19 protein-coding genes are annotated in these 23,129 nt (G+C 66.8%); 12 read left to right on the forward strand and 7 right to left on the reverse strand.

Going from position 1 to position 23,129, the window contains the following annotated elements:
• Position 1 precedes the first annotated feature (1 nt).
• Positions 2 to 2,107 (reverse strand): FlgK family flagellar hook-associated protein, encoded by a 2,106-nt coding sequence (locus V7E00_RS11095; protein WP_333572711.1) that lies wholly within the window; start codon positions 2,105 to 2,107, stop codon positions 2 to 4.
• Positions 2,108 to 2,132: 25 nt separating this feature from the next.
• Entirely contained in the window at positions 2,133 to 3,452 is a 1,320-nt protein-coding gene (locus V7E00_RS11100) for a flagellar hook protein FlgE (protein ID WP_333572712.1), read from the reverse strand.
• 197 nt (positions 3,453 to 3,649) lie between these two features.
• On the opposite strand from V7E00_RS11100, the gene V7E00_RS11105 reads away from it, so the two are divergent.
• From V7E00_RS11105 to V7E00_RS11150, 10 genes are all read left to right on the forward strand, one after another.
• Complete coding sequence (locus V7E00_RS11105; protein WP_333572713.1) at positions 3,650 to 4,054, forward strand: flagellar biosynthesis repressor FlbT; 405 nt, start codon at positions 3,650 to 3,652, stop codon at positions 4,052 to 4,054.
• Positions 4,055 to 4,066: 12 nt separating this feature from the next.
• Positions 4,067 to 5,437: a flagellar protein export ATPase FliI gene (fliI, locus tag V7E00_RS11110; RefSeq protein ID WP_333572714.1), complete on the forward strand. Its 1,371-nt coding sequence runs from the start codon at positions 4,067 to 4,069 to the stop codon at positions 5,435 to 5,437.
• A gap of 26 nt (positions 5,438 to 5,463) precedes the next feature.
• A complete protein-coding gene (locus V7E00_RS11115) occupies positions 5,464 to 5,865 on the forward strand; it encodes a hypothetical protein (protein ID WP_333572715.1) in 402 nt (133 codons plus the stop codon).
• Entirely contained in the window at positions 5,862 to 6,887 is a 1,026-nt protein-coding gene (locus V7E00_RS11120) for a peptidoglycan-binding protein (RefSeq protein WP_333572716.1), read from the forward strand. Before V7E00_RS11115 ends, V7E00_RS11120 begins: the two co-directional genes overlap by 4 nt.
• Positions 6,888 to 7,124: 237 nt before the next feature.
• Entirely contained in the window at positions 7,125 to 8,180 is a 1,056-nt protein-coding gene (locus tag V7E00_RS11125) for a sigma factor-like helix-turn-helix DNA-binding protein (protein WP_333572717.1), read from the forward strand.
• 59 nt (positions 8,181 to 8,239) lie between these two features.
• A complete protein-coding gene (locus V7E00_RS11130; protein ID WP_333572718.1) occupies positions 8,240 to 8,752 on the forward strand; it encodes a hypothetical protein in 513 nt (170 codons plus the stop codon).
• A 254-nt stretch (positions 8,753 to 9,006) separates the two neighbouring features.
• A complete protein-coding gene (locus V7E00_RS11135) occupies positions 9,007 to 9,663 on the forward strand; it encodes a dTMP kinase (protein WP_333572719.1) in 657 nt (218 codons plus the stop codon).
• A gap of 116 nt (positions 9,664 to 9,779) precedes the next feature.
• The gene (locus V7E00_RS11140) at positions 9,780 to 10,892 is read left to right on the forward strand and encodes a fumarylacetoacetate hydrolase family protein (RefSeq protein WP_333573850.1); all 1,113 of its coding nucleotides are present in this window, start codon (positions 9,780 to 9,782) and stop codon (positions 10,890 to 10,892) included.
• Positions 10,893 to 10,899: 7 nt separating this feature from the next.
• Positions 10,900 to 11,697: an SDR family NAD(P)-dependent oxidoreductase gene (locus tag V7E00_RS11145; RefSeq protein ID WP_333572720.1), complete on the forward strand. Its 798-nt coding sequence runs from the start codon at positions 10,900 to 10,902 to the stop codon at positions 11,695 to 11,697.
• A 1-nt stretch (position 11,698) separates the two neighbouring features.
• Positions 11,699 to 12,592, forward strand: a complete 894-nt coding sequence (locus V7E00_RS11150) for an SMP-30/gluconolactonase/LRE family protein (RefSeq protein ID WP_333572721.1) — start codon at positions 11,699 to 11,701, stop codon at positions 12,590 to 12,592.
• Between the two features lie 65 nt (positions 12,593 to 12,657).
• Here the strand turns inward: V7E00_RS11150 and V7E00_RS11155 are convergent, their stop codons facing one another.
• The 4 genes from V7E00_RS11155 to V7E00_RS11170 all read right to left on the reverse strand — a co-directional run bounded on the left by V7E00_RS11155 (position 12,658) and on the right by V7E00_RS11170 (position 17,969).
• A complete protein-coding gene (locus V7E00_RS11155; RefSeq protein WP_333572722.1) occupies positions 12,658 to 13,281 on the reverse strand; it encodes a TetR/AcrR family transcriptional regulator in 624 nt (207 codons plus the stop codon).
• A gap of 196 nt (positions 13,282 to 13,477) precedes the next feature.
• Entirely contained in the window at positions 13,478 to 15,256 is a 1,779-nt protein-coding gene (locus V7E00_RS11160) for an IlvD/Edd family dehydratase (RefSeq protein ID WP_333573851.1), read from the reverse strand.
• 131 nt (positions 15,257 to 15,387) lie between these two features.
• Complete coding sequence (locus V7E00_RS11165; protein WP_333572723.1) at positions 15,388 to 16,794, reverse strand: sugar porter family MFS transporter; 1,407 nt, start codon at positions 16,792 to 16,794, stop codon at positions 15,388 to 15,390.
• 128 nt (positions 16,795 to 16,922) lie between these two features.
• Entirely contained in the window at positions 16,923 to 17,969 is a 1,047-nt protein-coding gene (locus tag V7E00_RS11170; protein ID WP_333572724.1) for a LacI family DNA-binding transcriptional regulator, read from the reverse strand.
• A 166-nt stretch (positions 17,970 to 18,135) separates the two neighbouring features.
• On the opposite strand from V7E00_RS11170, the gene V7E00_RS11175 reads away from it, so the two are divergent.
• Together V7E00_RS11175 and V7E00_RS11180 are read left to right on the forward strand one after the other, a co-directional pair.
• On the forward strand, positions 18,136 to 20,532 hold the full coding sequence (locus V7E00_RS11175) for a glycoside hydrolase family 3 N-terminal domain-containing protein (RefSeq protein WP_333572725.1): 2,397 nt from the start codon (positions 18,136 to 18,138) through the stop codon (positions 20,530 to 20,532).
• A 316-nt stretch (positions 20,533 to 20,848) separates the two neighbouring features.
• Positions 20,849 to 21,235, forward strand: coding sequence for a DUF6334 family protein (locus tag V7E00_RS11180; protein ID WP_333572726.1), 387 nt, complete (start codon positions 20,849 to 20,851; stop codon positions 21,233 to 21,235).
• 65 nt (positions 21,236 to 21,300) lie between these two features.
• Here the strand turns inward: V7E00_RS11180 and V7E00_RS11185 are convergent, their stop codons facing one another.
• On the reverse strand, positions 21,301 to 23,115 hold the full coding sequence (locus tag V7E00_RS11185; RefSeq protein ID WP_333572727.1) for a glycoside hydrolase family 9 protein: 1,815 nt from the start codon (positions 23,113 to 23,115) through the stop codon (positions 21,301 to 21,303).
• Positions 23,116 to 23,129 lie beyond the last annotated feature (14 nt).

Here is a 23,129-nt window from a genome sequence, read left to right on the forward strand (position 1 = left end):
CTTAACGAACCATCTGGAGGAGCGTGTCGTACATCTCTGCGGCGGTGCTCATCACCCGCGCGGAGGCAGAATAGCTGTTCTGCAGGACGACCATCTGCGAGAGTTCCTCGTCGATGTTGACGCCGGAATAGCTGTCGCGGCGGTTCACCGCGTCGGACTTGCGGGCGTTGGCGTCGTCGTAGCGGCCCTGCGCCTGGCTGGCTTCCAGGCCGGCCCGGCCGAGCAGCTGAGTCGAGAAACGCCCGACGCTGACCACGCCGTCCTTGCCGAGATCCAGCGTGCTGCCGAGCTTCTCGACAAAGGCCGTCGCGCCGCGGGTATCCCCCGCACCGAGTGCCTTGGCGCCGACGGCAGCGCTGGTGTCGAGCCGGCCCAGCGGCAGCGAGCCGGGGCTGTTGACGACCTCGTTGCGAACCTTCGCCACGTCGAGGCCGCTGTTGAGGCCGCTGAGGCCGGACAGCGCCGAGAAGGTTCGGCCGCTGCCGAAGCGATCGGTCGAGTCCGAAGCCATCGACAGGGTAGCGCCCGAGAGGCCGCCGACCGGATCGAAGCGAATCCGCCCGCGGCTGTCGAGCGAGAAGGCGCCGAAATTGCCCAGCGGGCTGCCGCTCAACTGGGTGACGATGTCCCCCATCGTGCCGCCGGTGGTCGGTTGCAGCGTGTAGCTGGTCAGCGCCAGGCCCGATGCGTCGCGCAGGACGATCTGGGCGGTCTGCCCCGTGGTAAAGCCATGCGGATCCGTCGCGTTGAAGCCGGTCGGCACCAGGCTGTTGCTATCGCTGCGGATCAGGTCGTTCATGCCGAAATATTGCGACACGCCCACGCCGGCGCGGGCACTCGGATTGGCCGTCGACTGCGCGATCGCCACGCCGTTGCCGGCGCCGCTCGCCGCGAAGCTCAGCACGCCATTGGTGAAGCTGGCCGTGGCCGCGCCGCCGAGTCCCGAATTGATCGCATTGACCATGTCGGACACGGTAGCCGCGGGCCCGAGCGCGTCGAAATCGACTTCGGTCTTTGCGACCAGCGTGCCGTTGGCCTGGGCGACCGCGAAGGTTGCCTTGCCGGTGAAGCCGAGCCGGTCGCTTGCGACCAGTCCTGTCTGGCGGCCGGTGAGGCTGGAGGGCGGCGGCATCGCCGTGTTCTCGTTCGAAACCGCGTTCAGCGCTTCGGACAGCCCACTGAAGACGACGCCGAGCTGCTCCGAGAAGGAGGGCAGCGCCCGGTCACGCAGGTCGAGCAGGCCGCCCAGCTTGCCGCCTACGGCGGAGGATTCGATCTTCTCGCCCGACAATGCGCCCATCGTGCCGTTCTTGTCGGCGAAGCGAATCGAGATGTCCGGATAGGTGATCTGCGAGTTGCCGATGCCGGCACCCTTGTTCGGATAGTCGAGCTGGCGCACCCGGGAGTCGAGCAGCATCTGCCCCGACGTCGTCTCGATGATCACCCGGCCGTCCGGCTGGTCGCGGACGTTGACCGAGAGCATGCCGCTCAGTTCCTCGATCGCGCTCATGCGCTGATCGGCCGCGCCGCTCGCATTCCGCCCGAGACCGGTGGCCTGGGAGACCGTACCGTTGAGATCGTAGATGCGCTTGAGCAGCGTGTTGATCTTGTCGACCGAATAGCCGACCTCGGATTCCACGTCGGCGCGCAGGCCGTCCACGTCGCGCGTGATCTGCTGCATCGAGGAGATCGCGTCGACGACGGTGCCGGTGAAGACCGCCGAGGTCTGCGCCGAGGACTGCGACCCGGTCATAGAGATCGCGGCGCTGCTGATCGCGTCCAGTCGCGCCGGCAGGCCCGATTTGGCGCCGGGCTCGCCGAGCAGCGACTGCAGCCGGTCGAGGTAGCTCGAGGTGACTTCCGTTTTGCCGTAGTCGCCCGCGCGGCGGTAGACGGTGGCTTCCAGGAAGCGGTCGGCGACGCGTTCGAACTCGCCGACGCTGACGCCGCTGACATTGCCCGCCAGCACCGAGGTCGAAAGATTCACCCGCTCGCGCGCATAGCCGGCGACGCCGACATTGGCGATGTTGTTCGATACCGCCTTCAATCCCGCCTGCGCAGCAGCCAGGCCGGAAGCGGCGGTTCCCAGGATATCGTTCAGCGCCATGTCGAGCGTCCCCCTGCCTTAGAAATCAGCGCTTCAGATCGCTGACTTCGCGCAGCATGTCGTCGACGGTCGTGATGATCTTCGACGATGCGCTATAGGCGCGCTGGAAGCGGATCATGTTGGTGAACTCGCCCGCCAGGTCGACCGTGGAGGCCTCCAGCGTGTTCGACAGCAACTTGCCGGCACCGAGCTCGCCCGGCGCGTTCATGGTCATCATGCCCGACTGGCGATTGCCCGAATAGGCGTTGCCCGACACGCGGGTGAGGCCATTGGGGTTCGGGAAGGTCGCGACCGGCAGCTGGAACACCTTGCGGCTCGAACCGTCGTCGAAGATCGCGCTGACCACGCCTTCCTTCGAGATTTCGGTCGCTGCGATGTTGCCCAGGATGCCGCCGTCCGCGCCACCGCGCACCAGCGACGAGGGCTGGCCAAACGAGGTAAGGCCGCTGATGCCGCCGTCTTCACCCAGCGACATCTCGATCGGAACCGAGGTCGAACCGTTGGTGTAGTTGATGTTCAGCGTGTTGAAGAAGGTGCCGGTCGAACCAGCCTTGTCCAGGCTGCCGTTGCCGTTGAACTTGATTTCGCCGTTGGCCAGCAGACCACCAGTCACGCCGGAGACATCCGTCGCCGGGTTCATGTAGGTCTCGGCCTTCCAGGTGTTCGCACCCGTCTTCAGGAACGACATCTTGAGCTCGTGGCTGCCGCCCTGCGAGTCATAGACGGTGAAGGACCGCGTGAAGGTCGGCTCGATCGCGCCGCTTGCGAGGCTCCCGACGGTATAGGCCGGGGCGGCAGCGTTCGGCGGATAGGTGGCGGCGTCCGACTGCAGGTTGATGCGCGCGTCGACTTTCGTGGTCGGCGCGGCGGTGCCCACCAGATCGCTCAGACGCACCGGCGTCAGCGCGTTAACGTTGCCGGTGTTGGTATAGCCGCCGGTCTCGTTCAGACGCCAGCCGTAGAGGTAGAGGCCGGACGAGTTGCGCATGAAGCCCTGCTCGTCGGGCTTGAATGAACCCGCGCGGGTATAGGCGACAGGGTCGTTGCCCGACACGCCCGAACGGGTGATGAAGAAGCCGTCGCCGTCGATGGCGAGGTCGGTGCTGCTGCCGGTAGCCTGGGGCAGGCCCTGCTTGGTGACCTGCGTGATCGGGGTCGCCGCCACACCACCAGCCGCATAGCTCGACGACGCGCGACCATCGGTCACCAGCGTGCGGAACTGTGCTTCGACGCCCTTATAGGCGACGGTGTTGATGTTGGTGATGTTGTCGGCAACCGTGGCCATGGCACTCGACTGCGCGCTCAGCCCGGAAACGCCAGCGTAAAGAGCGGAATAGAGGCTCAAGTTCAAAACTCCTCGAGATGCCCGCGCGATCCCCACGCCGGCGACATCCTCATTGTAGAGGGGTGAAGGCGCGTCCCAAATCGGAGGGGCGATTTTGCCGCTTTTGCGCGGCAGGCGGCAAAATTTGCCGGGTGTTTGCCCAGGCGCGAGGAAAACGCAGCTATAAGTTTAGGAACGCTTATTGAAAGGCCAGTTCCATGCTTCGCATTACGCTGCGCGACGGTGAAAAGGCGATCGTCAACGGTGCGGTGCTGCGCGCCGTGGGACGTACCCAGATCGCCGTGGAGAACATGGTGTCGATCCTGCGCGGCCGCGAAGTGATGCGGCCCGAGGAAGCGACGACACCCGCGCGCCAGCTCTATTTCGCGACGATGCTCGCCTATATCGATCCGAACGGCCGCGACGCCCATCAGGATGCCGTGGTCCAGCTGCTCAGCCTGCTGATCGCCGGCCTCGGCACCGCCGAGGCGCGCGAGCTGTGCATCCGCTTCGCCAACGATCTTGCCCAAGGCGAATATTACAAGGCGCTGTCGGTCGCACGCGAGCTGATCGCGATGGAAGACGCCGCCACCGCCGACCCCGCCGCGACGCAGGCCGCCTGAGGGAGCCGCGCGATGCAGACGCTCGCCAGTGCCGCCCGCGCCATCAAGGAGATGGTCCCCGACCGTCGCTTCGGGCGCGTGGTTGCAGTGCGCGGCGCGCTCATCGAAGTCGAGGGCCTGACCGGCGTTGCCCAGATCGGCAGCCGCGTCGAGATCCAGTCTCCTACCGGCAAGGTGGAAGCCGAAGTCACCGCGCTCGACCGCGGCGTCGCGCTGTGCCTGCCGTTCGTCGATCCGCAGGGCGTGGGGCTTGGTGCAATTGCCGAGCTCGGCGCCGGCCAGTTTACCGTGCGCCCCTCCAAGGCGTGGCTCGGCCGCATGATCAACGGCCTCGGCCGCCCGGTCGACGGTCTCGGCCCGCTGGTCAACGGGGCCGATCCCCAGCCGATCAAGGCCTCCCCCCCCGCCGCCGCCGGCCGCTCGCGCGTTGCCGAACGCATCGAAACGGGCGTGCGCTGCCTCGATACCTTCGTGCCGCTCTGCCGCGGCCAGCGGCTGGGCCTGTTCGCCGGCTCCGGCGTCGGCAAGTCCGTCCTCCTGTCGATGCTCGCGCGCTGGACGCAGTGCGACGTCGCGGTGATCGGCCTGATCGGCGAACGCGGCCGCGAAGTGCAGGAATTCATCGAGGACGACCTGGGGCCGGAAGGCATGGCCCGCTCGGTTGTCGTCGTCGCCACCTCGGACGAGCCGGCGCTGATGCGCCGCCAGGCGGCCTGGACCACCCTCGCCGTTGCCGAGCATTTCCGCGATCAGGGTCTCAACGTGCTCTGCCTGATGGACTCGGTCACCCGCTTCGCGATGGCGCAGCGCGAGATCGGCCTCGCCTCGGGCGAGCCGCCGGCCACCAAGGGCTATACCCCCACCGTCTTCGCCGAGCTGCCGCGCCTGCTGGAGCGCGCCGGCCCGGGTGCGCCCGGCCAGGGAATGATCACCGGCCTGTTCACGGTGCTCGTCGACGGCGACGATCACAACGAGCCCGTTGCGGACGCCGTGCGCGGCATCCTCGACGGACACGTCGTGATGCGCCGCGCGATCGCGGAGCGCGGCCGCTATCCGGCGATCGACATTCTCAAGTCCGTCTCGCGCACCCTGCCCCATTGCCTCGAGCCCGAGCAGAACGAGGTCCGCCTCGCTGCCCGCAAGCTGCTGTCGACCTATGCCGACATGGAGGAGATGGTACGGCTGGGCGCCTACAAGGCGGGTTCGTCGCCCGATGTCGACCGTGCCGTCGCGCTCGCGCCGCGGATCGAGGCCCTGCTCAACCAGGGCAAGAACGACCAGGGCCATGCCGAGGCAGCGTTCGCCGAACTGGCGGCGATCCTGTCCGGCGAAGCGACGGGCGACGGCCACGGCCATGGCCATAACGTGGGCCTCGCCGCATGAGAACGCCGTTCGATACAGCCCTGCGCATGCAGCAGCGTGCCGTCGACGACCTCAAGGTGGCGATCGGCGCGTCGATCGAGCGAATCACCGAGCTTGAGCAGCAGGGTCGCGACCTTGTCGCGCGTGTTCGCGAGGAGCGCGTGCTCGCCCACGCCCTGCCCTTCGCATCGGATGCCTGGCTCGCCACCGCCAAGCATGCCCAGACGCGGATCGCCGAGGAAGCCGCGGCCGAGCAGGCACGCCTGCTCAACCTGCGCGAGCTGGCGCGCGAGGCCTATGGCACGGTCCGCGCGATCGAAAGCGCGGCCGAACGGTTCCGCGCCGAAGCCGAGCGCGAAGCCGAAGCCGCCGAACAGGCGGCGATCGACGATATCGCTGCGGCGCGCTTCCTGCGCGATCGCAAGCGGATGCTGGTGAAGGCCGCATGATCCACCGTACCGACCTTGCCGCGCTCACGCCGGCGCAGCGCGCCAATGTGATCTATGCGCAGGCGCAGTCCGAACTCTCCACCCGCCTGTGGCGCGCCGCGATCGGCGAAAATGATCGCGACGGCGAGAAGACCCGTTCCCCGCTGGGCGGCGGATCGGACATGGCGATGGATTCGCTGCTCGAACTGCTCGGTACCCAGGCGCCGAAATCCGCCAAGGGCAAGTGCAAGTGCCAGTGCGCCTGCTCCTGCCATGACGAGGAGCCCGACGAGGTCGCGGCGCTACCCAAGGGCCCGATGACTGCCGAGCGCGCCCGCGCCGTTGCCGAACGCCCCGTCGCGCTGGCATCCGCGCCCACGGCCGGGGCCATGGCCGGTGCAGTCTCGCTCGGCACCAACGCCCGCTACGCCGATACGCTTGCGGCAGCTGAGGCGCGGAGCGGCATCCCCTCCGCCGCAATCGCCGCGATCGTCAATGCGGAGGCGGGCAAGGGCCAGGACGGCAGCTGGAATCCGTTGTCGCGCAATCCGCGTTCCAGCGCGGCCGGGCTCGGGCAATTCCTCAGCGGCACCTGGCAGACCCTCGCCGAACAGGGCGGCACCTGGCTGAACGAAGTGGCCAAGGCGCGCGGCTGGCTGAAGGAAAACGGCAAGGTCGATCCGTCCCGCCGCAGCGAGCTGCTGGCGCTTCGCTACGACCCGCAGGCGTCGATTCTCACCATCGCCGACATGGCGCGCAACAACCTGCAGCATTTCGAATCGGCGGGCCTCAACGTCCGCGCCGATTCGGAGACGTTGGCCAAGGCGGCCTATCTGGGGCACCATCTCGGCCTCGGTGATGCAAAGAAGTTTCTTGCCGGCAATATTGACTCGGCCCGTGCGCGCCAGTTGCTGACCGCCCAGATCGGCGGATCGGCGGCCGAGCAGCGGATCGCCAGCGCCGGCGACGCGACGCGCGCGCATCGCCAATGGTTACTCGATTTCATCGACAGGCACGTCCAGCCGGACAAATTTGCCTCCTGAAACCGCCACTTAGGCCGTTTCCGCGTCCGTTAGCGAAGCTGCTGAACGGCGATTAACCATCATTTTTTCAGGCACTTGGCTCGCCAAGCGAATCGGCGTTGCTATAAAGCTTGGGAGTGCGTTTGCGGAAAACTACCTAAGGTTCGGATTAGCACTCCTTTAAAGGTTTCAGACGAAATGTGTCCCCTGTCGACGGCGCCGAAACGATCGGACCGGCGCTGAACCAGGGGAATACGAATGTCGAAGATCACGATCGCTCTCGAGGCCGCAGTCCAAACCGTCATCGAGAACTCGCCGAAGGACGGCAAGCAGACCAACCGTCAGCGCGCCGAAATCGATCGCGCCTTTGCCCGCATCCTGAAGCTGATCGCTCCCCGCATTCGCCACTTCATCCGCCAGTACGGCCTGACCGCACACTGGGACGACGCCGAGCAGTGCTGCGCCATCGCCGTGCACCGCGCCATCCAGGCCTATGAGCCGGAAAAGGCCCAGTTCACCACCTTCGTCAACTGGCAGATCCGCGGTGAGCTGCAGAGCCTGCGCTTCCGCCTGATGACCGATCAGCGCCCCTCGGCGAAGAAGGTCGAAGCCACCACCGTTTCGCTCAGCGCGATGGTCAGCTCCGCCGATGGCGACGAAATGTCGCCCGAAGCGATGATCGAGGACGAGGATGCCCTGGAGCGCACCGAGAGCGCCGCATCGGATTACCTCGCCGATGGCGCGATCTCCTCGCTGATCGAGGCCTATGTCGATCACCTCCGCAAGGTTGGCATTGAGCAGCTCCGCCGCCGTCCCCGCCCAAAGCGGGAAGAGGCAGCCCTGCGCCGCGAAGGCCCGCGCCTCCGCACCGCCACCCACGGCATCGACCCGGCCGAGCTGGAGAAGCTGGAAGCCAAGCTGGAGCGTGATCGCGAGATCGTCGCCCGCCGCGTGTTCCAGACCGCCACGCTCGACGACCTGTCGATGGAAACCGGCGTGACCAAGGAGCGCGTCCGCCAGATCACCAAGCGCGCCGCCAAGGTGATCGCCGAAATCGCCGCTGCCGATCCGCGCTTCTCGGTGATGGCCGAATATGGCGAACCCGCCACCGCCAAGCGCCGCCAGCCGGCCGCTGCCCGCAGCACCACGCCGATCCTGCCGGACGCCAGCCAGCCGCACAACCTGCTCTCCAGCGTCGCCGCCATCGACGCTTCGAGCATCGACGCGGTCGTCGCTGCCGACGCCAATCGCGAGACGGTGGAAGCCGTTGCCATCGCCGCAGCGCCGGTTCCGAGCAGCGCCGCACTGCACTGATACCCCATCGGGGCAAAAGCATTCTATAAGGGAAGCATACTCCTTCCCGGAATGATCCGATGCCCCGAGATTCCCTGACCAACGGCCGAGGTGCGATGCAGATGTTGCCCCGGTCGAACTACAAGCTGACCGAACTGGCCGAGGAAATGGTGCGCTGCGCGCAGCCGCTGCTCCCGGCCGGCGGTCGGCTTTTTCTGGGTCTACAGCAGGAGATCGACGGGTCGCTGCGGATGATCTGGTGGCGCGGCGACGATTTCCGCCTGGTCGCCGAAATCGACGCCACACCTGAAGGCTTCTGCCCCGAGGACAGCGACGAAGGCGCGCTGCAGGACGCGGCGAGCGCCTGCCTCACCTATCTCGCAGGCCGCTGGCCGAGCCCGCCGCGCCGACTGGGCGTGATCACCGACGGCACCGGAGTCGCCTTTTCTCCGGAACGACCCGCCGTGGCGGAGCCGGGCTGGCTGATCGACCATGCCGGCGGCCTGGCCGCGCTGACAGCGATCCTGCCGCTCGACACCGAAGGCCCCTGCGCGCTGCTGTGCACCCCGCCGGAGACGGCTTCGCTGCATTGAGGGTCTGGTCGCTCCAACGCCCGCAGTTGGACGCAAGGGCATCACACACCGCCGTCATCCCCGCGAAGGCGGGGATCGATTGGCGCTGAAGCTGCGGTTCCTGCCCCAGGTGTCCTGGCAAATGGATTCCCGCCTTCGCGGGAATGACGATCGTTGTGCCGCGGCGTGCTTTCCTCCCTCCCCCTCGCGCCCACGCACCACAAGTGCCCGGGGAGTCTTGATGACAACCTCTCGGACCATGCTATGGCAGCGGCATGGGTGAACTCATCGCGATCGAGGGCGCCGACGGCGTCGGCAAGAACACCGCCGCGCGCGGGCTGTGTGCGGCGCTCCAGGCATCGGGCCGCACCGCCACCGTGCTCGGCTTCCCGCGCTATGGCGAGACCGTCGCCGGGGTGACGATCGGCAAGATGCTTGCCGGCGAGCTGCCCGTCCCCGTAACACCCCATGCCGCCGCCGTCCTCTACGCGCTCGACCGCTTCGAGTGGCGGGACGCGTTGCTCGAGGCGCAGGCGAGCCACGACGTGGTGGTGCTCGATCGCTACATCGCATCGAACATGGCCTATCAGGGCGCCAAGCTGGGCGGCGACGAAGGCCGCGCGCTGATGGACTGGATCCTCGCGCTCGAAACCGGCCAGTTCGCCCTGCCCCGCCCGCGCCTGTCGATCTATCTCGACACCCCCTGGGAGCTGGCGCGCGAACTGATCCTGCAAAAGGCGCAGCGCAGCTACACCGATCGCAGCTTCGACGAATATGAGGCCGATATCGCACTCCAGCAGCGCGTGCGCGGCAATTACGAGGCGATCGTCGCCGCCGATCTGCTCGGCCCCTGGCGCGTCGTCCGCGCCAGCGAGGAGGGAGCGATGCGCGCGCCTGAAGCAATCGTAGGCGAAATCCTTTCTCATATTTGAAACTGGCGGAAAGCCCGCTATGCCGCGCTTGACATTTGCTTTGCCGGAGCGCCAATGGTAGCGCTATCACAATCCGAAACGAGTTGGTGAGAGGTCCCTTGGAAGCGCTTCGAGACATGCTGCCTGCCGATCATGCGCAGGCCATCCTGGTCGGTCGTGTGCAGACGCCCGCCGGCCCCAGCCCGGTGATCCTCCGCGACGGCCAGGTGATCGACGTATCGGGCACCGCGCCCACTGTCGCCGACCTGCTGGAGCGCGACGACATCGCCACCCTCAGCGGGACGGTGCTGTGCAGCGTCGAGGCACTTGGCACCGATGCGGCCCCGCAGATCCTCGCGCCCGTTGACCTGCAGTGCGTGAAGGCCGCCGGCGTCACCTTTGCAGTCTCGGCGCTGGAGCGCGTGATCGAGGAACGCGCCCGCGGCGATTCCGCCAAGGCTGCCGAGATTCGCGGCGACCTGGAAGCCAAGGTCGGCTCCGGCATCCGCTCGGTCGTTCCCGGCACGCCGGAGGCCGCCAGCCTCAAGGCCGCGCTGATCGAGGCCGGCATGTGGTCGCAGTATCTCGAAGTCGCGATCGGGCCGGACGCGGAAGTGTTCACCAAGGCACCGGTGCTGTCGGCGATGGGCTGGGGTGCCGAGATCGGCATCCGCTCGGACAGCGACTGGAACAACCCCGAGCCGGAAGTCGTGCTGGTCGTGGACCGCAACGGCGCGATCAAGGGCGCCGCGCTGGGCAACGACGTCAACCTGCGCGACTTCGAAGGCCGCAGCGCGCTGCTGCTCGGCAAGGCCAAGGACAACAACGCCTCGACCTCGATCGGTCCCTTCATCCGCCTGTTCGACGATCATTTCACGATGGACGACGTGCGCAGCGCGGTGGTCGATCTCACCATCGACGGGCCGGAAGGCTATCGCCTTTCGGGCACCAACAAGATGAGCGAGATCAGCCGCGATCCCACCGAGCTGGTCCGCCAGACGCTGAGCGAGCATCAGTATCCGGACGGCTTCGCGCTGTTCCTGGGCACGTTGTTCGCGCCTGTGCAGGATCGTGATCATCCCGGCCGCGGCTTCACCCACAAGCCCGGCGACGTCGTGCGCATCGCCACGCCGAAGCTCGGCACGCTCGTCAACCGCGTCACCACGTCGAAGGCCGCCGCGCCCTGGACGTTCGGCATCCGCGACCTGATGCGCAACCTCGCCGCCCGCGGCCTTCTCTCCAACTCGTAAGGTGTCCATGTCTGAAGCCGATCTCCAGCAGGGGCCGATCCCGGCCGCGCAGCGCGCCGTCTATCCGAGCCTCAAGGGCAAGCGGGTCCTGATCACCGGCGGTGGTTCGGGGATCGGCGCCGGGCTGGTCGAGGGGTTCGTCCGCCAGGGCGCTGACGTGACGTTCTTCGATATCGCCGAGGACGATTCGAAGGCATTGGTGGCCAGCCTGTCGGATGCAGCGATCGCGCCGCGCTTCTACAAGGTCGACCTCACCGACGTCCGCGCCGCGCAAGCACAGGTGCAGGCGCTGATCGAGGCGGAGGGTGGCTTCGACGTGCTGCTCAACAACGCCGCCAATGACGACCGCCACACGATCGAGCAGGTGACCCCGGAATATTGGGATAACCGCATGAACGTGAACCTGCGCCACCAGTTCTTCATGGCGCAGGCGGTGATCCCGGCGATGAAGGCGAAGCGCGCGGGCGTGATCATCAACCTCGGCTCGATCTCCTGGCATCTCGCGCTGGAAGAGCTGACGCTCTACCAGACCGCGAAGGCGGCGATCGAAGGCCTCACCCGCAGCCTGGCGCGCGAGCTGGGCCCGGACGGCATCCGTTCGGTCTGCATCGTCCCCGGCAACGTCAAGACGCCGCGCCAGATGAAGTGGTACACGCCCGAGGGCGAGGCCGAGATCGTCAAGGCGCAGTGCCTGCCCGGCCGCCTGGTGCCGGACGACATCGCAGCGGCAGCGCTGTTCCTTGCATCCGACGATGCGCGGCTGGTAACGAGCCATGAATTCTTCGTGGATGCAGGCTGGAGATAAGATGACCGACAAGGTGGTGGTTTCGGCGCCGGAGAGCGTTTGGGGGCTCAGCGCCCCGCTTCTCGAAGGCCCGGTGTGGGTGGAGCGCGATGCCGCTTTGTGGTTCGTCGACATCAAGAGCCACAAGATCCACCGCCTTGACCCCGCCACGGGCGACAAGGCGAGCTGGGACGCACCGGCGCAGGTGGGCTTCGCCTTGCCATGCGCCAGCGGCGGCTTTGTCGCGGGCCTGCAGACCGGCCTCGCCAGGTTCGACCCCGCCGACGGCAGCTTCACTCCGCTCGTCGACCCCGAGCCCGGCCTGCCCGGCAATCGCCTGAACGACGGCACCGTCGATCCCGAGGGTCGGCTGTGGTTCGGCACGATGGATGACGCCGAGAGCGAGGCTACCGGCACCATCTACCGCCTTGCCGCCGACGGCAGCTGCGTCCCATCGACGCCGAAGGTTTCCATCACCAACGGCCCGGCGGTCTCGCCCGACGGCAAGACGCTCTACCATGTCGATACGCTGGGCCAGCTGGTCTACGCCTGCGACATCGACGCGGAGGGGGCGCTGGTGAACCGCCGCGAGTTCGTCCGCATCGCAGAGGGCGAAGGCTTCCCGGACGGCCCCTGCGTCGACAGCGAAGGCTTTGTGTGGGTGAGCCTCTATATGGGCTCCGAGGTGCGCCGCTACTCGCCCGCTGGCGCGCTGGTAGAAACCGTACCGTTCCCGGTGGACGCCATCACCAAGATCGCATTCGGCGGCCCCGACCTGAAGACGGTGTATGCCACCACCGCGAACAAGCACCTCTCGGCCGAGGACAAGGCCGCACGGCCCAGCTCCGGCGACCTGTTCAGCTTCCGCGTGACGGTGGCCGGCCAGCCGGGTTCGATGATCCGCGTCGGGGCCTGAACGCCTTCCCCTGGCTCCTCCCGCAAGCGGGAGGGGCCAGGGAAGCCTTAGGGCTCCATATCCTGCTACTGGTACATCGCCCGGGTGAGGCCGGCGATTCCGCCACGCACACGCTCCCAGCCCGCGTCGTCGGACAGGTCCAGCCCCAGGAACCGACCGCTCTGCGCGCCCGACAGCACCAGCTGCTGGATCGAGGCGATCAACAGCGCATTGAGCATCGGCGCATCGATTCCCGCAGGGCGCTGCAAGGTACCCCGTTCCCTCGCAATCCAGGCGCTCAGCGCCTTGCCCCGCGCCTCGGTGAAGGCCTGGGCGAGCTTGGAGGGTGCCGACAGCTCCCAGGCCAGGATCTTCTGCGCAAGGGGATCACTGCGCAACGCGTCGAGCAACGCCACCGCGACACGCCCCATCATTTCCGCATAGGTGGCGGGCGGCGGGACATTTTCCGGCCGAATAAGCGCAGTCTCCATCCAGGCGGAGACGTCTGCTGCAATCGCCTCTGCAAGGCCGTCCATGCCGCCAAAATAGCGGTAGATCAGCTGCTTGTCATAGCCCGAGGCGCGCGCGATCGCGTTCACGCCCCAACGGGCAAAGCCCTGCTCCGCCAGCAGCCTTTTGGCCGCCTCGAGAATAACGCCCCGCGTGTTCGCCGCATTGCGCGGCCGCTTCGCCGGTGCCCCTTCTTCCACCCCGTCCGTCCCCTGTCAGTTGGTAATGGTTAACTATCACTGCCGAGTGACACTTACCACCTCCGGAATGGGCCGGAGGCGGGGACGGGATTGTGGGAGGAGGATTCGGCTAGTCGCGCTCCGCCGTGATCCGCGTGTTCGCGGAATGGCAAGGGATAAGAAAAAGGGGCGGAAGCACTGCCTCCGCCCCTGATGGTCAATGGTTGTGCCGCGGCACCTTCAGCCCGGTACCACGATATTTGGTCGCGAATTCCAACACGCCGCCTTCGTGCAGCTGGCCCGATTTCTCGCGGTACAGCTCTTCCCACGGCGTGTTGCTCGGCGGGATCGGCGGCGCGGGCTCGGCCTTGCGGCGAGCGATCTCGTCCGGCTCGACCAGCGCGTCGACACGGCCCTGGTTGAGGTCGATGCGGATCACGTCGCCGGTGCGCAGCCAGGAAAGGCCGCCACCCGCTGCGCTTTCCGGCGATGCGTTGAGGATCGACGGGCTGTCCGAGGTGCCCGACTGGCGGCCGTCGCCCAGCGTCGGCAGGCTCTGGATGCCCTTCTGGAGCAGCGCATCGGGCGGCTGCATGTTGACTACCTCGGCCGAGCCGGGCCAGCCCAGCACGCCCGCGCCGCGGATCACCAGGATGCAATTGTCGTCGATGGCGAGCGCCGGATCGTTGATCCGGTGGTGATAATCGTCCGACCCGTCGAACACGATCGCGCGAACCTCGAACACGCCCTCCTGCCCCGGCTTGGAGAGATAGCGCGAGCGGAACTGCTCGGAGATCACGCTGGTCTTCATGATCGCCATGTCGAACAGGTTGCCGGTGAGCACCAGGAACCCGGCCTTCTCCATCAGCGGCTTGTCGAGGGGGAAGATGACGTCCGCATCCAGGACCCGCGCCTCGGCGACATTCTCCGCCATGGTGTGGCCGGTGCAGGTTGCGACGCTGCCGTCGAGGATACCGGCATCGACCAGCAGCTTGAGCACCGCCGGGATGCCGCCGGCGCGGTGGAAGCGCTCGGACAGATACTGGCCCGCCGGCTGCATGTTGACGATCAGCGGCAGGTCGTAACCGGTCTGCCAGTCCTCTGGCGTGATGGTGATGCCTGCATGCGCCGCCATCGCGTTGAGGTGCGGCTGCGCGTTGGTCGAGCCGCCGATCGCGGTGAGCAGCTTGATCGCGTTGAGGAAGCTCTGCTTGGTCAGGATCTTGGACGGGCGCAGGTCCTCGTACGCCATGTCGACGATGCGCTTGCCGGTCTCATAGGCGATCTGCCCGCGCTCGCGATACGGCGCCGGGATCATCGCGCAGCCCGGCAGCGACATGCCCAGGCCCTCCGCGAGGCTGTTCATCGTCGAGGCGGTGCCCATGGTGTTGCAGTGCCCGGAGGACGGCGCGCTTTCCATCGCGCGGCGGAGGAACTCGGCCTCGTCGATCTCGCCCGCCGCCATCTTGCGGCGCGAGCGCCAGATCACCGTGCCGGAGCCGACCAGTTCGCCTTCGTGCCAGCCGTCGAGCATCGGGCCGCCCGACAGAACGATCGCCGGAATGTCGACGGTGGAGGCGGCCATCAGCGACGAGGGCGTGGTCTTGTCGCAGCCGGTGGTGAGGATCACTGCGTCGATCGGATAGCCGTTGAGGATCTCGACCAGGCCGAGATAGGCGAGGTTGCGATCGAGCGCCGCAGTGGGGCGCCGGCAATTCTCGAAGATCGGGTGGAGCGGGAATTCCATCGGGATGCCGCCCGCCGCCAGGATGCCTTCGCGGGCGCGCTTCACCGTTTCCAGGTGGATGCGGTTGCACGGCGCGATGTCGCTGCCCGACTGGGCGATGCCGATGATCGGCTTGCCCGAGGTCAGCTCCGCCGGGGTGATGCCGTAGTTCATGAAGCGCTCGAGATAGAGTGCTGCCATGTCGGCGCGGCCGGGGGCGGCGAACCATTCGCGCGATCGGAACGGACGGACGGGCGTGCGGGTCACGATATTCTCCCAAACCAAACTCCCCTCCCGCTTGCGGGAGGGGTCGGGGGAGGGGCTGAAATGGGCACCTCCCGCCTGCAATCATCCCCTCCCGCAAGCGGGAGGGGAGCACAGAAGGACGGGTCTGGAGGCTCTTACCCCTCCATCGCCTCGAGTTCCTTGCCCTTGGTTTCCTTGATGAACTTCAGGACCAGGAAGAAGCTGACCGCCGCGCAGACGGCGTAGAAGGTGTAGCTGGCGGCGAGGCCGAGCTTGGACGCCATCACCGGGAAGCTCTGCGCGATCAGATAGTTGGCGAACCACTGGGCAAAGCCGCACACCGCCAGCGCCGAGCCGCGGATCTGGTTCGGGAACATCTCGCCGAGCATCACCCACATCACCGGGCCCCAGCTGACGTTGAAGAAGATCACGTACAGATTGGCGGCGACGACGGCCGTCTTGCCCAGATCGGGCGACAGGACGAGCTTGCCCGCCGAGTCGAGCGATCCATGGCCGAAGGCATAGACCAGCACGAACAGGGTGACGGCCATGCCCGCCGAGCCGATCAGCAGCAGCGGCTTGCGACCGATCTTGTCGACCAGCCCGATGGTGACGAGACAGGCCGCGATGGAGACCGCACCCGAGACGATGTTGATCAGGAGCGAGTCATTCTCGGTGAAGCCCGCCAGCTGCCACAGCGTAGAGCCGTAGTAGAAGATCACGTTGATGCCGACGAGCTGCTGAAACACCGCGATCACCAGGCCCGCCCACAGGATAGGGCGAACGCCGCCGGTGCGCGGGTCGATCAGGTCGCGGAAGCTCGGGCGGTGATCGGCGGTGAAGCTCGCCCGGATCTCCTCCAGCTTGGTGCGCGCGGTCTGCGGGCCGAACAGGTCGGTCAGCACCTTGGTCGCTTCCTCGATCCGGCCCTTGGCCACCAGGAAGCGCGGGCTCTCCGGGATGAAGAACAGCGCAACCAGGAAGATCGCCGCCGGCAGCGCCTGCATCAGGTACATCCAGCGCCAGGCTTCGAGGCCCGCCCAGAACTTATTGGTCGAGGCACCCGCCGCACCCGCCAGATAGTAATTGACCACGAACGCGGCGGTGAGGCCGGAAATGATCATGATCTGCTGCACCGTCGTCATGCGCCCGCGAATGTTCGCGGGGGCGACTTCGGAGATATAGGCGGGAGACAGCACCGAAGCCGCGCCCACGGCGACACCGCCGGCGATGCGGGCGATGACGAAGAGCGTATGGTCATGCGCGAAGCCCTGGACGAGCGCGCCGCCGAGGAACAGCAGCGCGGCGAGCCGCATCACGTTGCGGCGGCCCATCTGGTCCGCCAGCGTGCCTGCGAAAAACGCGCCCGCGACGCAGCCGATCAGCAGCGAACCGACCGTGAAGCCGAGCCCCGCCTCGTCCAGCTGGAACGCGGCCTGCAGGCCGGGTTGCGTGCCGTTCACCGCACCGCTGTCATATCCGAAAAGCAATCCGCCGATCGTGGCTACGGCCACGATGGCGCCGATCAGGCCGATATTGGCCTTCTCCGCCGTCTGGTTCATCCGATCCCTCTCCTAGTCGCCCGGAAACGTGGCGCGATTTGTTAGCGGTAACGCTGGCCCGTGCAACCGGGAAAAGCAAGTCGGCAGGCGTGCGACGCAACTTTCTGCCAACGTTGTCGTCCAATTCCCTACGCAGCGGGCGGCGGGGCGCAGGATTCGCGCACGATCAGCTGATGTGCAAGCACTTGTTCGGCCTGCCCGCCCTGGCCGCCGGGGCGCAGCTCGTCCAGCAGCATGGTCAGCGCCGCCTCCGCCATCGCCGCGATCGGCTGGCGCACGGTAGTGAGTTCCGGCCACATCGTCGTCGCGAGCGAGGTGTCATCGAAGCCGACGACGCTCAGATCCTGCGGTACGTGGAGGCCCCGGCGATGCGCGACGCCCACCGCGGCGGCGGCCATGTCGTCGTTGCTCGCGAAAATGGCCGTCGGGGGCTCGGGCAGGTCCAGGAGCGCCTCACAGGCGACGATGCCCGAGCGGAAGGTGAAATAGCCCTGCTCCACCGGCATGGCGGCAAGGTCCAGCCCCGCCTCCTCGATGGCGGCGCAGAAGCCCCGGTAACGTTCGGCGCTGGAGGTCTGGTTCGGGTTGCCGCGGATGAAGCCGATGCGGCGGTGGCCCATGTCGATCAGGTGCCGGGTCATCGCCGCCGCAGCCGCGAAATCATCGATGCGGACGTTGCGGCACCCTTCGGGCGGCAGGCCCATCGCCACCGAGACCCAGGGGATACCGGCTGCATCGAGTTCGTCGCGCACGGCGCCGACTTCCGACAGCGGCGGGGGCAGGATCACGCCTTGCACATGCGTCTGCACGAAGCCGCGGGTCGCCTCGGCCTGTTCCTCGGCACGCTCGCCCTCGCACGCTTCGAGCACGAGATGGCAGCCGGCGCGCCGCGCGGCGGCCAGTGCACCGATCAGGAATTGCGAAAGATAGGCAGCGGACGGGTTGGAATAGAGCAGCCCGATCTGGGTGGCTTCCCCTGCGGCCAGGCTGCGCGCCGCGCTGTTGGGCGAATAGTTGAGCTTGGCGATCGCAGCGAGCACCGCTTCGCGAGTCGCCTCGCGCACATTGGTGCCGCCGTTGACCACGCGCGACACGGTCATTGCGGACACGCCTGCCTCGCGTGCCACGTCCTGTACGGTAATGCTGCCCCGGCTGCGCCGGCTAGGTTTTGTCATCCCCCCTCCTGCACCGACGCATAAGTTCGCGCTATCATGATTGCAATCGTTGCTGCAGCGCTACAGCCCCGTTGACCGCCATCATCGCGCACACCTATAGATGATAACGTTACCATCACGGCAACAGGCGACACCAGAACCGTCGCCGGCCTTCAGGGAGAGGAACATGCGCTCACTTCGCCGCTTCGCCGCGCTTGCCATCGCCGCGAGCGCTCTGACGCCCTTCGTCGCGCCCCAGCCGGCAAGCGCGCAAGCGCGCGCCGACAAGCCGCTCTACAAGGACGCCGCCCAGCCGATCGAAGCGCGCGTGGACGACCTGCTCGCCCGCATGACGCTGGAGGAGAAGGTCCAGCAGCTCCAGGCGCTGTGGCTCAACAAGGGGATGGTCCAGGACGCCAAGGGCGAGTTCGACCCCGTCAAGGCGAGCGCCAGCTTCCCCAACGGCCTTGGCATGATCTCGCGCCCCTATGACCGGCGCGGTGTCGCCGCCGGCCAGACGACCGCCGCCGGTGCCAATGCGGGCGACGTCAACCGCAGCCCGGAAGAGACCGCCCGCTATGTCTATGCCGCGCAGAAATGGGCGATGGAGAAGACCCGGCTCGGCATCCCGATGCTGATGCACGAGGAATCGCTGCACGGCCTGGTAGCACCTGGTGCCACCAGCTTCCCGCAATCGATCGCGCTGGCCAGCAGCTTCAACCCCAGGCTGGTCGAGAACATCTTCTCGATGGCCGCCAGGGAAGCGCGCGCCCGTGGTGCGAACCTGGTCCTTGCGCCGGTCGTCGATGTGGCCCGCGACCCGCGCTGGGGCCGCATCGAGGAGACCTATGGCGAGGATCCGTACCTCGTCACCCAGATGGGCCTCGCCGCGATCCGCGGCTTCCAGGGCACGACGCTGCCGCTCAAGTCCGACAAGGTGTTCATCACCCTCAAGCACATGACCGGTCATGGTCAGCCGGAGAACGGCACCAATGTCGGCCCCGCCTCGCTCGGCGAGCGGACGCTGCGCGAGGATTTCTTCCCGCCCTTCGAACAGGCGGTGAAGACCCTGCCCGTGATGTCGGTGATGGCCAGCTATAACGAGATCGACGGCATCCCCAGCCACGCCAACAAGTGGCTGCTCACCGACGTACTGCGCGGCGAATGGGGTTTCCAGGGCGCCGTGGTCAGCGACTATTTCGCGATCCGCGAGCTGATCACCCGCCACCATATGTTCAAGGATCCCAAGGATGCGGCCCAGCGCGCCCTCGACGCGGGCGTCGACGTCGAGACGCCCGACGGCGAGGCCTATACCCACCTCGTCGAGCTGGTGAAGGAAGGCCGGGTCAGCCAGGGCGAGATCGACAATGCGGTGCGCCGCGTGCTGCGGATGAAGTTCCAGGGCGGGCTGTTCGAGAACCCCTATCCCGAGGTGAAGCTGGCGGCGGCGCGCACCAACACGCCGGAAGCCATCGCGCTATCCCGCCAGGCGGCGCGTGAATCGATCGTGCTGCTCAAGAACGCGCAAGGGTTGCTGCCGCTCGACGCCAAGGGCATCAAGCGCATGGCGGTGATCGGCACCCACGCCAGGGATACCCCGATCGGCGGCTATTCTGACCTGCCGACCCATGTCGTCAGCGTGCTCGAAGGCATGCAGGCCGAGGGCAAGGGCAAGTTCGCGGTCGACTATGCCGAGGGCATCCGCATTACCGACCATCGCGAATGGTCGAAGGACGAAGTGAAGCAGGTGCCGGCATCGGTAAACGACCAGCTCCGCGCCCAGGCGGTGGAGACGGCGAAGAACGCCGATGTCGTCGTGCTGGTGCTCGGCGGCAACGAGGCGGTGAGCCGCGAGGCCTGGGCCGACAACCATCTCGGCGACAGCGAGACGCTCGACCTGCCCGGGCCGCAGGACCAGCTCGCCAAGGAACTGATCGCGCTGGGCAAGCCGGTGGTCGTGATCCTGCTCAACGGCCGCCCCTATGCGGTGAACTACCTCGCCGAAAAGGCACCGGCGCTGATCGAGGGCTGGTATCTCGGCGAGCAGACCGGCAACGCGCTCGCCGACGTGGTGTTCGGCCGCTACAATCCGGGCGGCAAGCTGCCGGTATCGGTGGCTCGCAGTGTCGGCCAGCTGCCGATCTACTACAACAAGAAGCCGAGCGCGCGGCGTGGCTATCTGTTCGGCGACACCAGCCCGCTTTATCCGTTCGGCTATGGCCTGAGCTACACGACCTTCGACATCGCGGCGCCGCGGCTGGGCACGCCGACGATCGGCATTGCCGACAAGGCGAGCGTCGAGGTGGACGTGACCAACACCGGCAAGGTCGCCGGCGACGAGGTCGTCCAGCTCTACGTCCATGACGACGAGGCTTCGGTCACCCGGCCGGTGATCGAGCTCAAGCGCTTCGAGCGCGTGACGCTCAAGCCGGGCGAGAAGAAGACGGTGCGGTTCGAACTGACTCCGGACGATCTGGCGCTGTGGAACAGCCAGATGCGCCATGTGGTGGAACCGGGGACCTTCACCATCTCCTCGGGCCCGAACTCGGCGACGCTGAAGAGCGCGACGCTGACGGTACGGTGATTTTGGCACGGAGGCTGCGAACCGCTGCAGCCTCCGTGCCGACCTTGCATAGTCAGTCCGGCGACATCACTGCCTCGGCGTCGGGTAGCGAACTTCCGACTTTGGTGGATTGTGTTGAAAAACTCCTAGTGGGCCGATCGCAGCGGTCAGCACTGAAATATCAATGCCACAAAGGTGCGCTCATTGTAACTTGATGATTCATATAAAGGGCCGCACGAATTTATATTGCGCTCTATCACCGTGGCGCTGCCGCTCGCGGAGTTTTTCAACACAATCGGTGGTTAGCTGCCGTTCCATGGTTGGGTTATAGAGCCGCATGGCTGACCGTACGATGCTCCAATTCGACTACGACAGAGTTCACGAGCGAACCGTGAACGGGGTGGTGGGACGCAGAGATGGGTCTGCCGGTTGGGATTCTATTGCCTTCGTCATCGAAAATGGTGCCGTCGTGCTTCGAGTTGATCCCAACACCGATGAAATCGTCGTCACCCTTGAAGATACCTCAGATCTTGCGGGCGACTGGATTGAAGTCGCGGAGATTGCCCATGCCGTCGGTTTTGCGCTCGGATGGTGCTGGATAGGCCGGAACTATCGTGGCTACCTCGACATGTTCACTTTGTCGTTTTCCGGCATCGACCCGCAACTCTGCTTCCTTGGCGAGGCCCCTACGCTCACCATCAAGCACATAATCGCGAGCCGCTGAACGTCTGATTTTGGGCGTGAACGGACATGCCGCTGTTATGGCAAACGACCCTACGCCCCCTCCCCTCAATCGTCCATCCACGCCGCCACCCAGAAGAACGGCGCGTTCCAGTTGATCGCGACTTCGTTCAGCGCATAGGCGTGGATGCTGTCCACCCAGCAGGTCTGGGCGACGCACTTGCCCTTGAGCTGCATCGCGACCGGGTCGCCCATCGCAGTATCGTTGGGTCCGCCCGAAAGGACGCCCGGCGGCGGCCCCGGCAGCTTCGCATCCAGCGAATGCGCCCAGAGGCGATGGTGCGGGTTCTGCAGCGACCGCACACCATAGCCGCTGACATAGGACGTTCCCATCGGGTTGCGCCCCAGCAGATAGTCGAGCGCTGAGACGATGCCCGCCCGGTATTTGGGCGCGCCGGTCAGGTCGCTCGCCACGCCGAGCAGCATGGCCTGGTTCATCAGATCGCCGTTCGAGCCCCAGGGGTAGCCGATCGGCCGATAGGGAATGGCGTAGCCGTTCTGGCGGCGCTGCTCGAGGATGCCGTCCGCCGCGGCGATCAGCGTCGCGCGCAGCTTCTGCACCTCGGCGTCGCTCAGGCCCGTCTTCACCGTTGCCAGCGTGATCGTGCCGAGCGGCGCGGTGAAGCTCCAGCCGGGCGCGCGCACCGCTTCGCCGAAATGGGGCGAGCTCGTCACCGCCTTGCGGAAGGCTTCCTCGCCGGTGGTGGCGTAGAGTTCGGCGGCCGCCCAGTAGAATTCGTCGCTCAGGCTGTTGTCGCCATAGCCGCCGCTGCCGGTGAAGCTGCTGGTGGCAAAAACCTGCGGGTTGCGCTGCGCCGCTGCCCAGGCCCGCCGCGCGGCGGTGAGGCAGCGCGCCGCGAAGGCATCGTCCACCCCGCGCCACAGCCGGGCGCACTGCGCCGCCGTTGCCGCCAGGTTGAGCGTGGCGCCCGTCGTCGGCGGATAGAGCAGCCGCTCCTCGCGATCCTTCTGCGGGGGCATCGGCAGCCCGGTCCAGTTGCGATCGGCGACCTTCTGGTGCGCCATGCCGCCCGCATCAATCTCCGCAAAGGGCGGGAAGCTCGGCTCCCAGGCGGGGCGGCCCGGCTTGGGCGCGCCGAGCGGGCCCGACGGCACCCGGGTGCGAACGCCGTCGGCGATCTGCATCCGCAGCAGGAATTCCATCTCCCAGCGCGCCTCGTCGAGCAGGTCGCTCACGCCGTTGCCGCTTTCGGGGATGCGCAGCGATCCGTCCGCGAATGCCCTGGGCCGGCGCTCATAGGCGTTGAGCAGCGTCCACAGCGCAATGCCGCCGTTGACGACATATTTGCCGTGGTCTCCGGCATCGTACCAGCCGCCGGTCACGTCGAGCGTGTAATTGCAGCCCGGCCAGACGGTGCCGCGCTCGTCGGCGCCCGAGAAGCAGCCCGCCACCTCGCTTGCGTGCCCCGCCGGACGTGCCCAGGCGGCACCGGCGAACTTCGCGTCGATCGGCGTGCCGGCGCGCTGCTGGTAGAAGAAGTTGGCGGCATCGCGCGCGAGCGACCTGTAGAGCAGCGGCGCGATGGCGAAGGGATCGCTGGTTACTCCTGCGACGGAGAGGCGATAGCCCTTGCCCGCACGGCGAAAGCCCGAAAAGTCGATCCGCTGCACCACCGCGCCCGAGCTCGCATCGGCACCGTAGACAAGCGTCTCGCCCTTGCCGACAGCGTTGCCATCGGAATCCAGCAGCTGCCAGGGCAACGGGCTCGACCCTGCCCCCCGCACTACCGCGAGCTTCACGTCGCCGGGCTCGAAGCCGATCTGGTTGAGGTCGATCGCCGGGCGCTGCTGCGCCGCTGCGGGCGCCGCCAGCGCAACCGTCGCCACAAGCCCGACCATCATGTTCCGCATTCCAG

The sequence above is a fragment of the Sphingomonas sp. genome (genome assembly GCF_036731925.1).
Lineage (GTDB): Bacteria > Pseudomonadota > Alphaproteobacteria > Sphingomonadales > Sphingomonadaceae > Sphingomonas.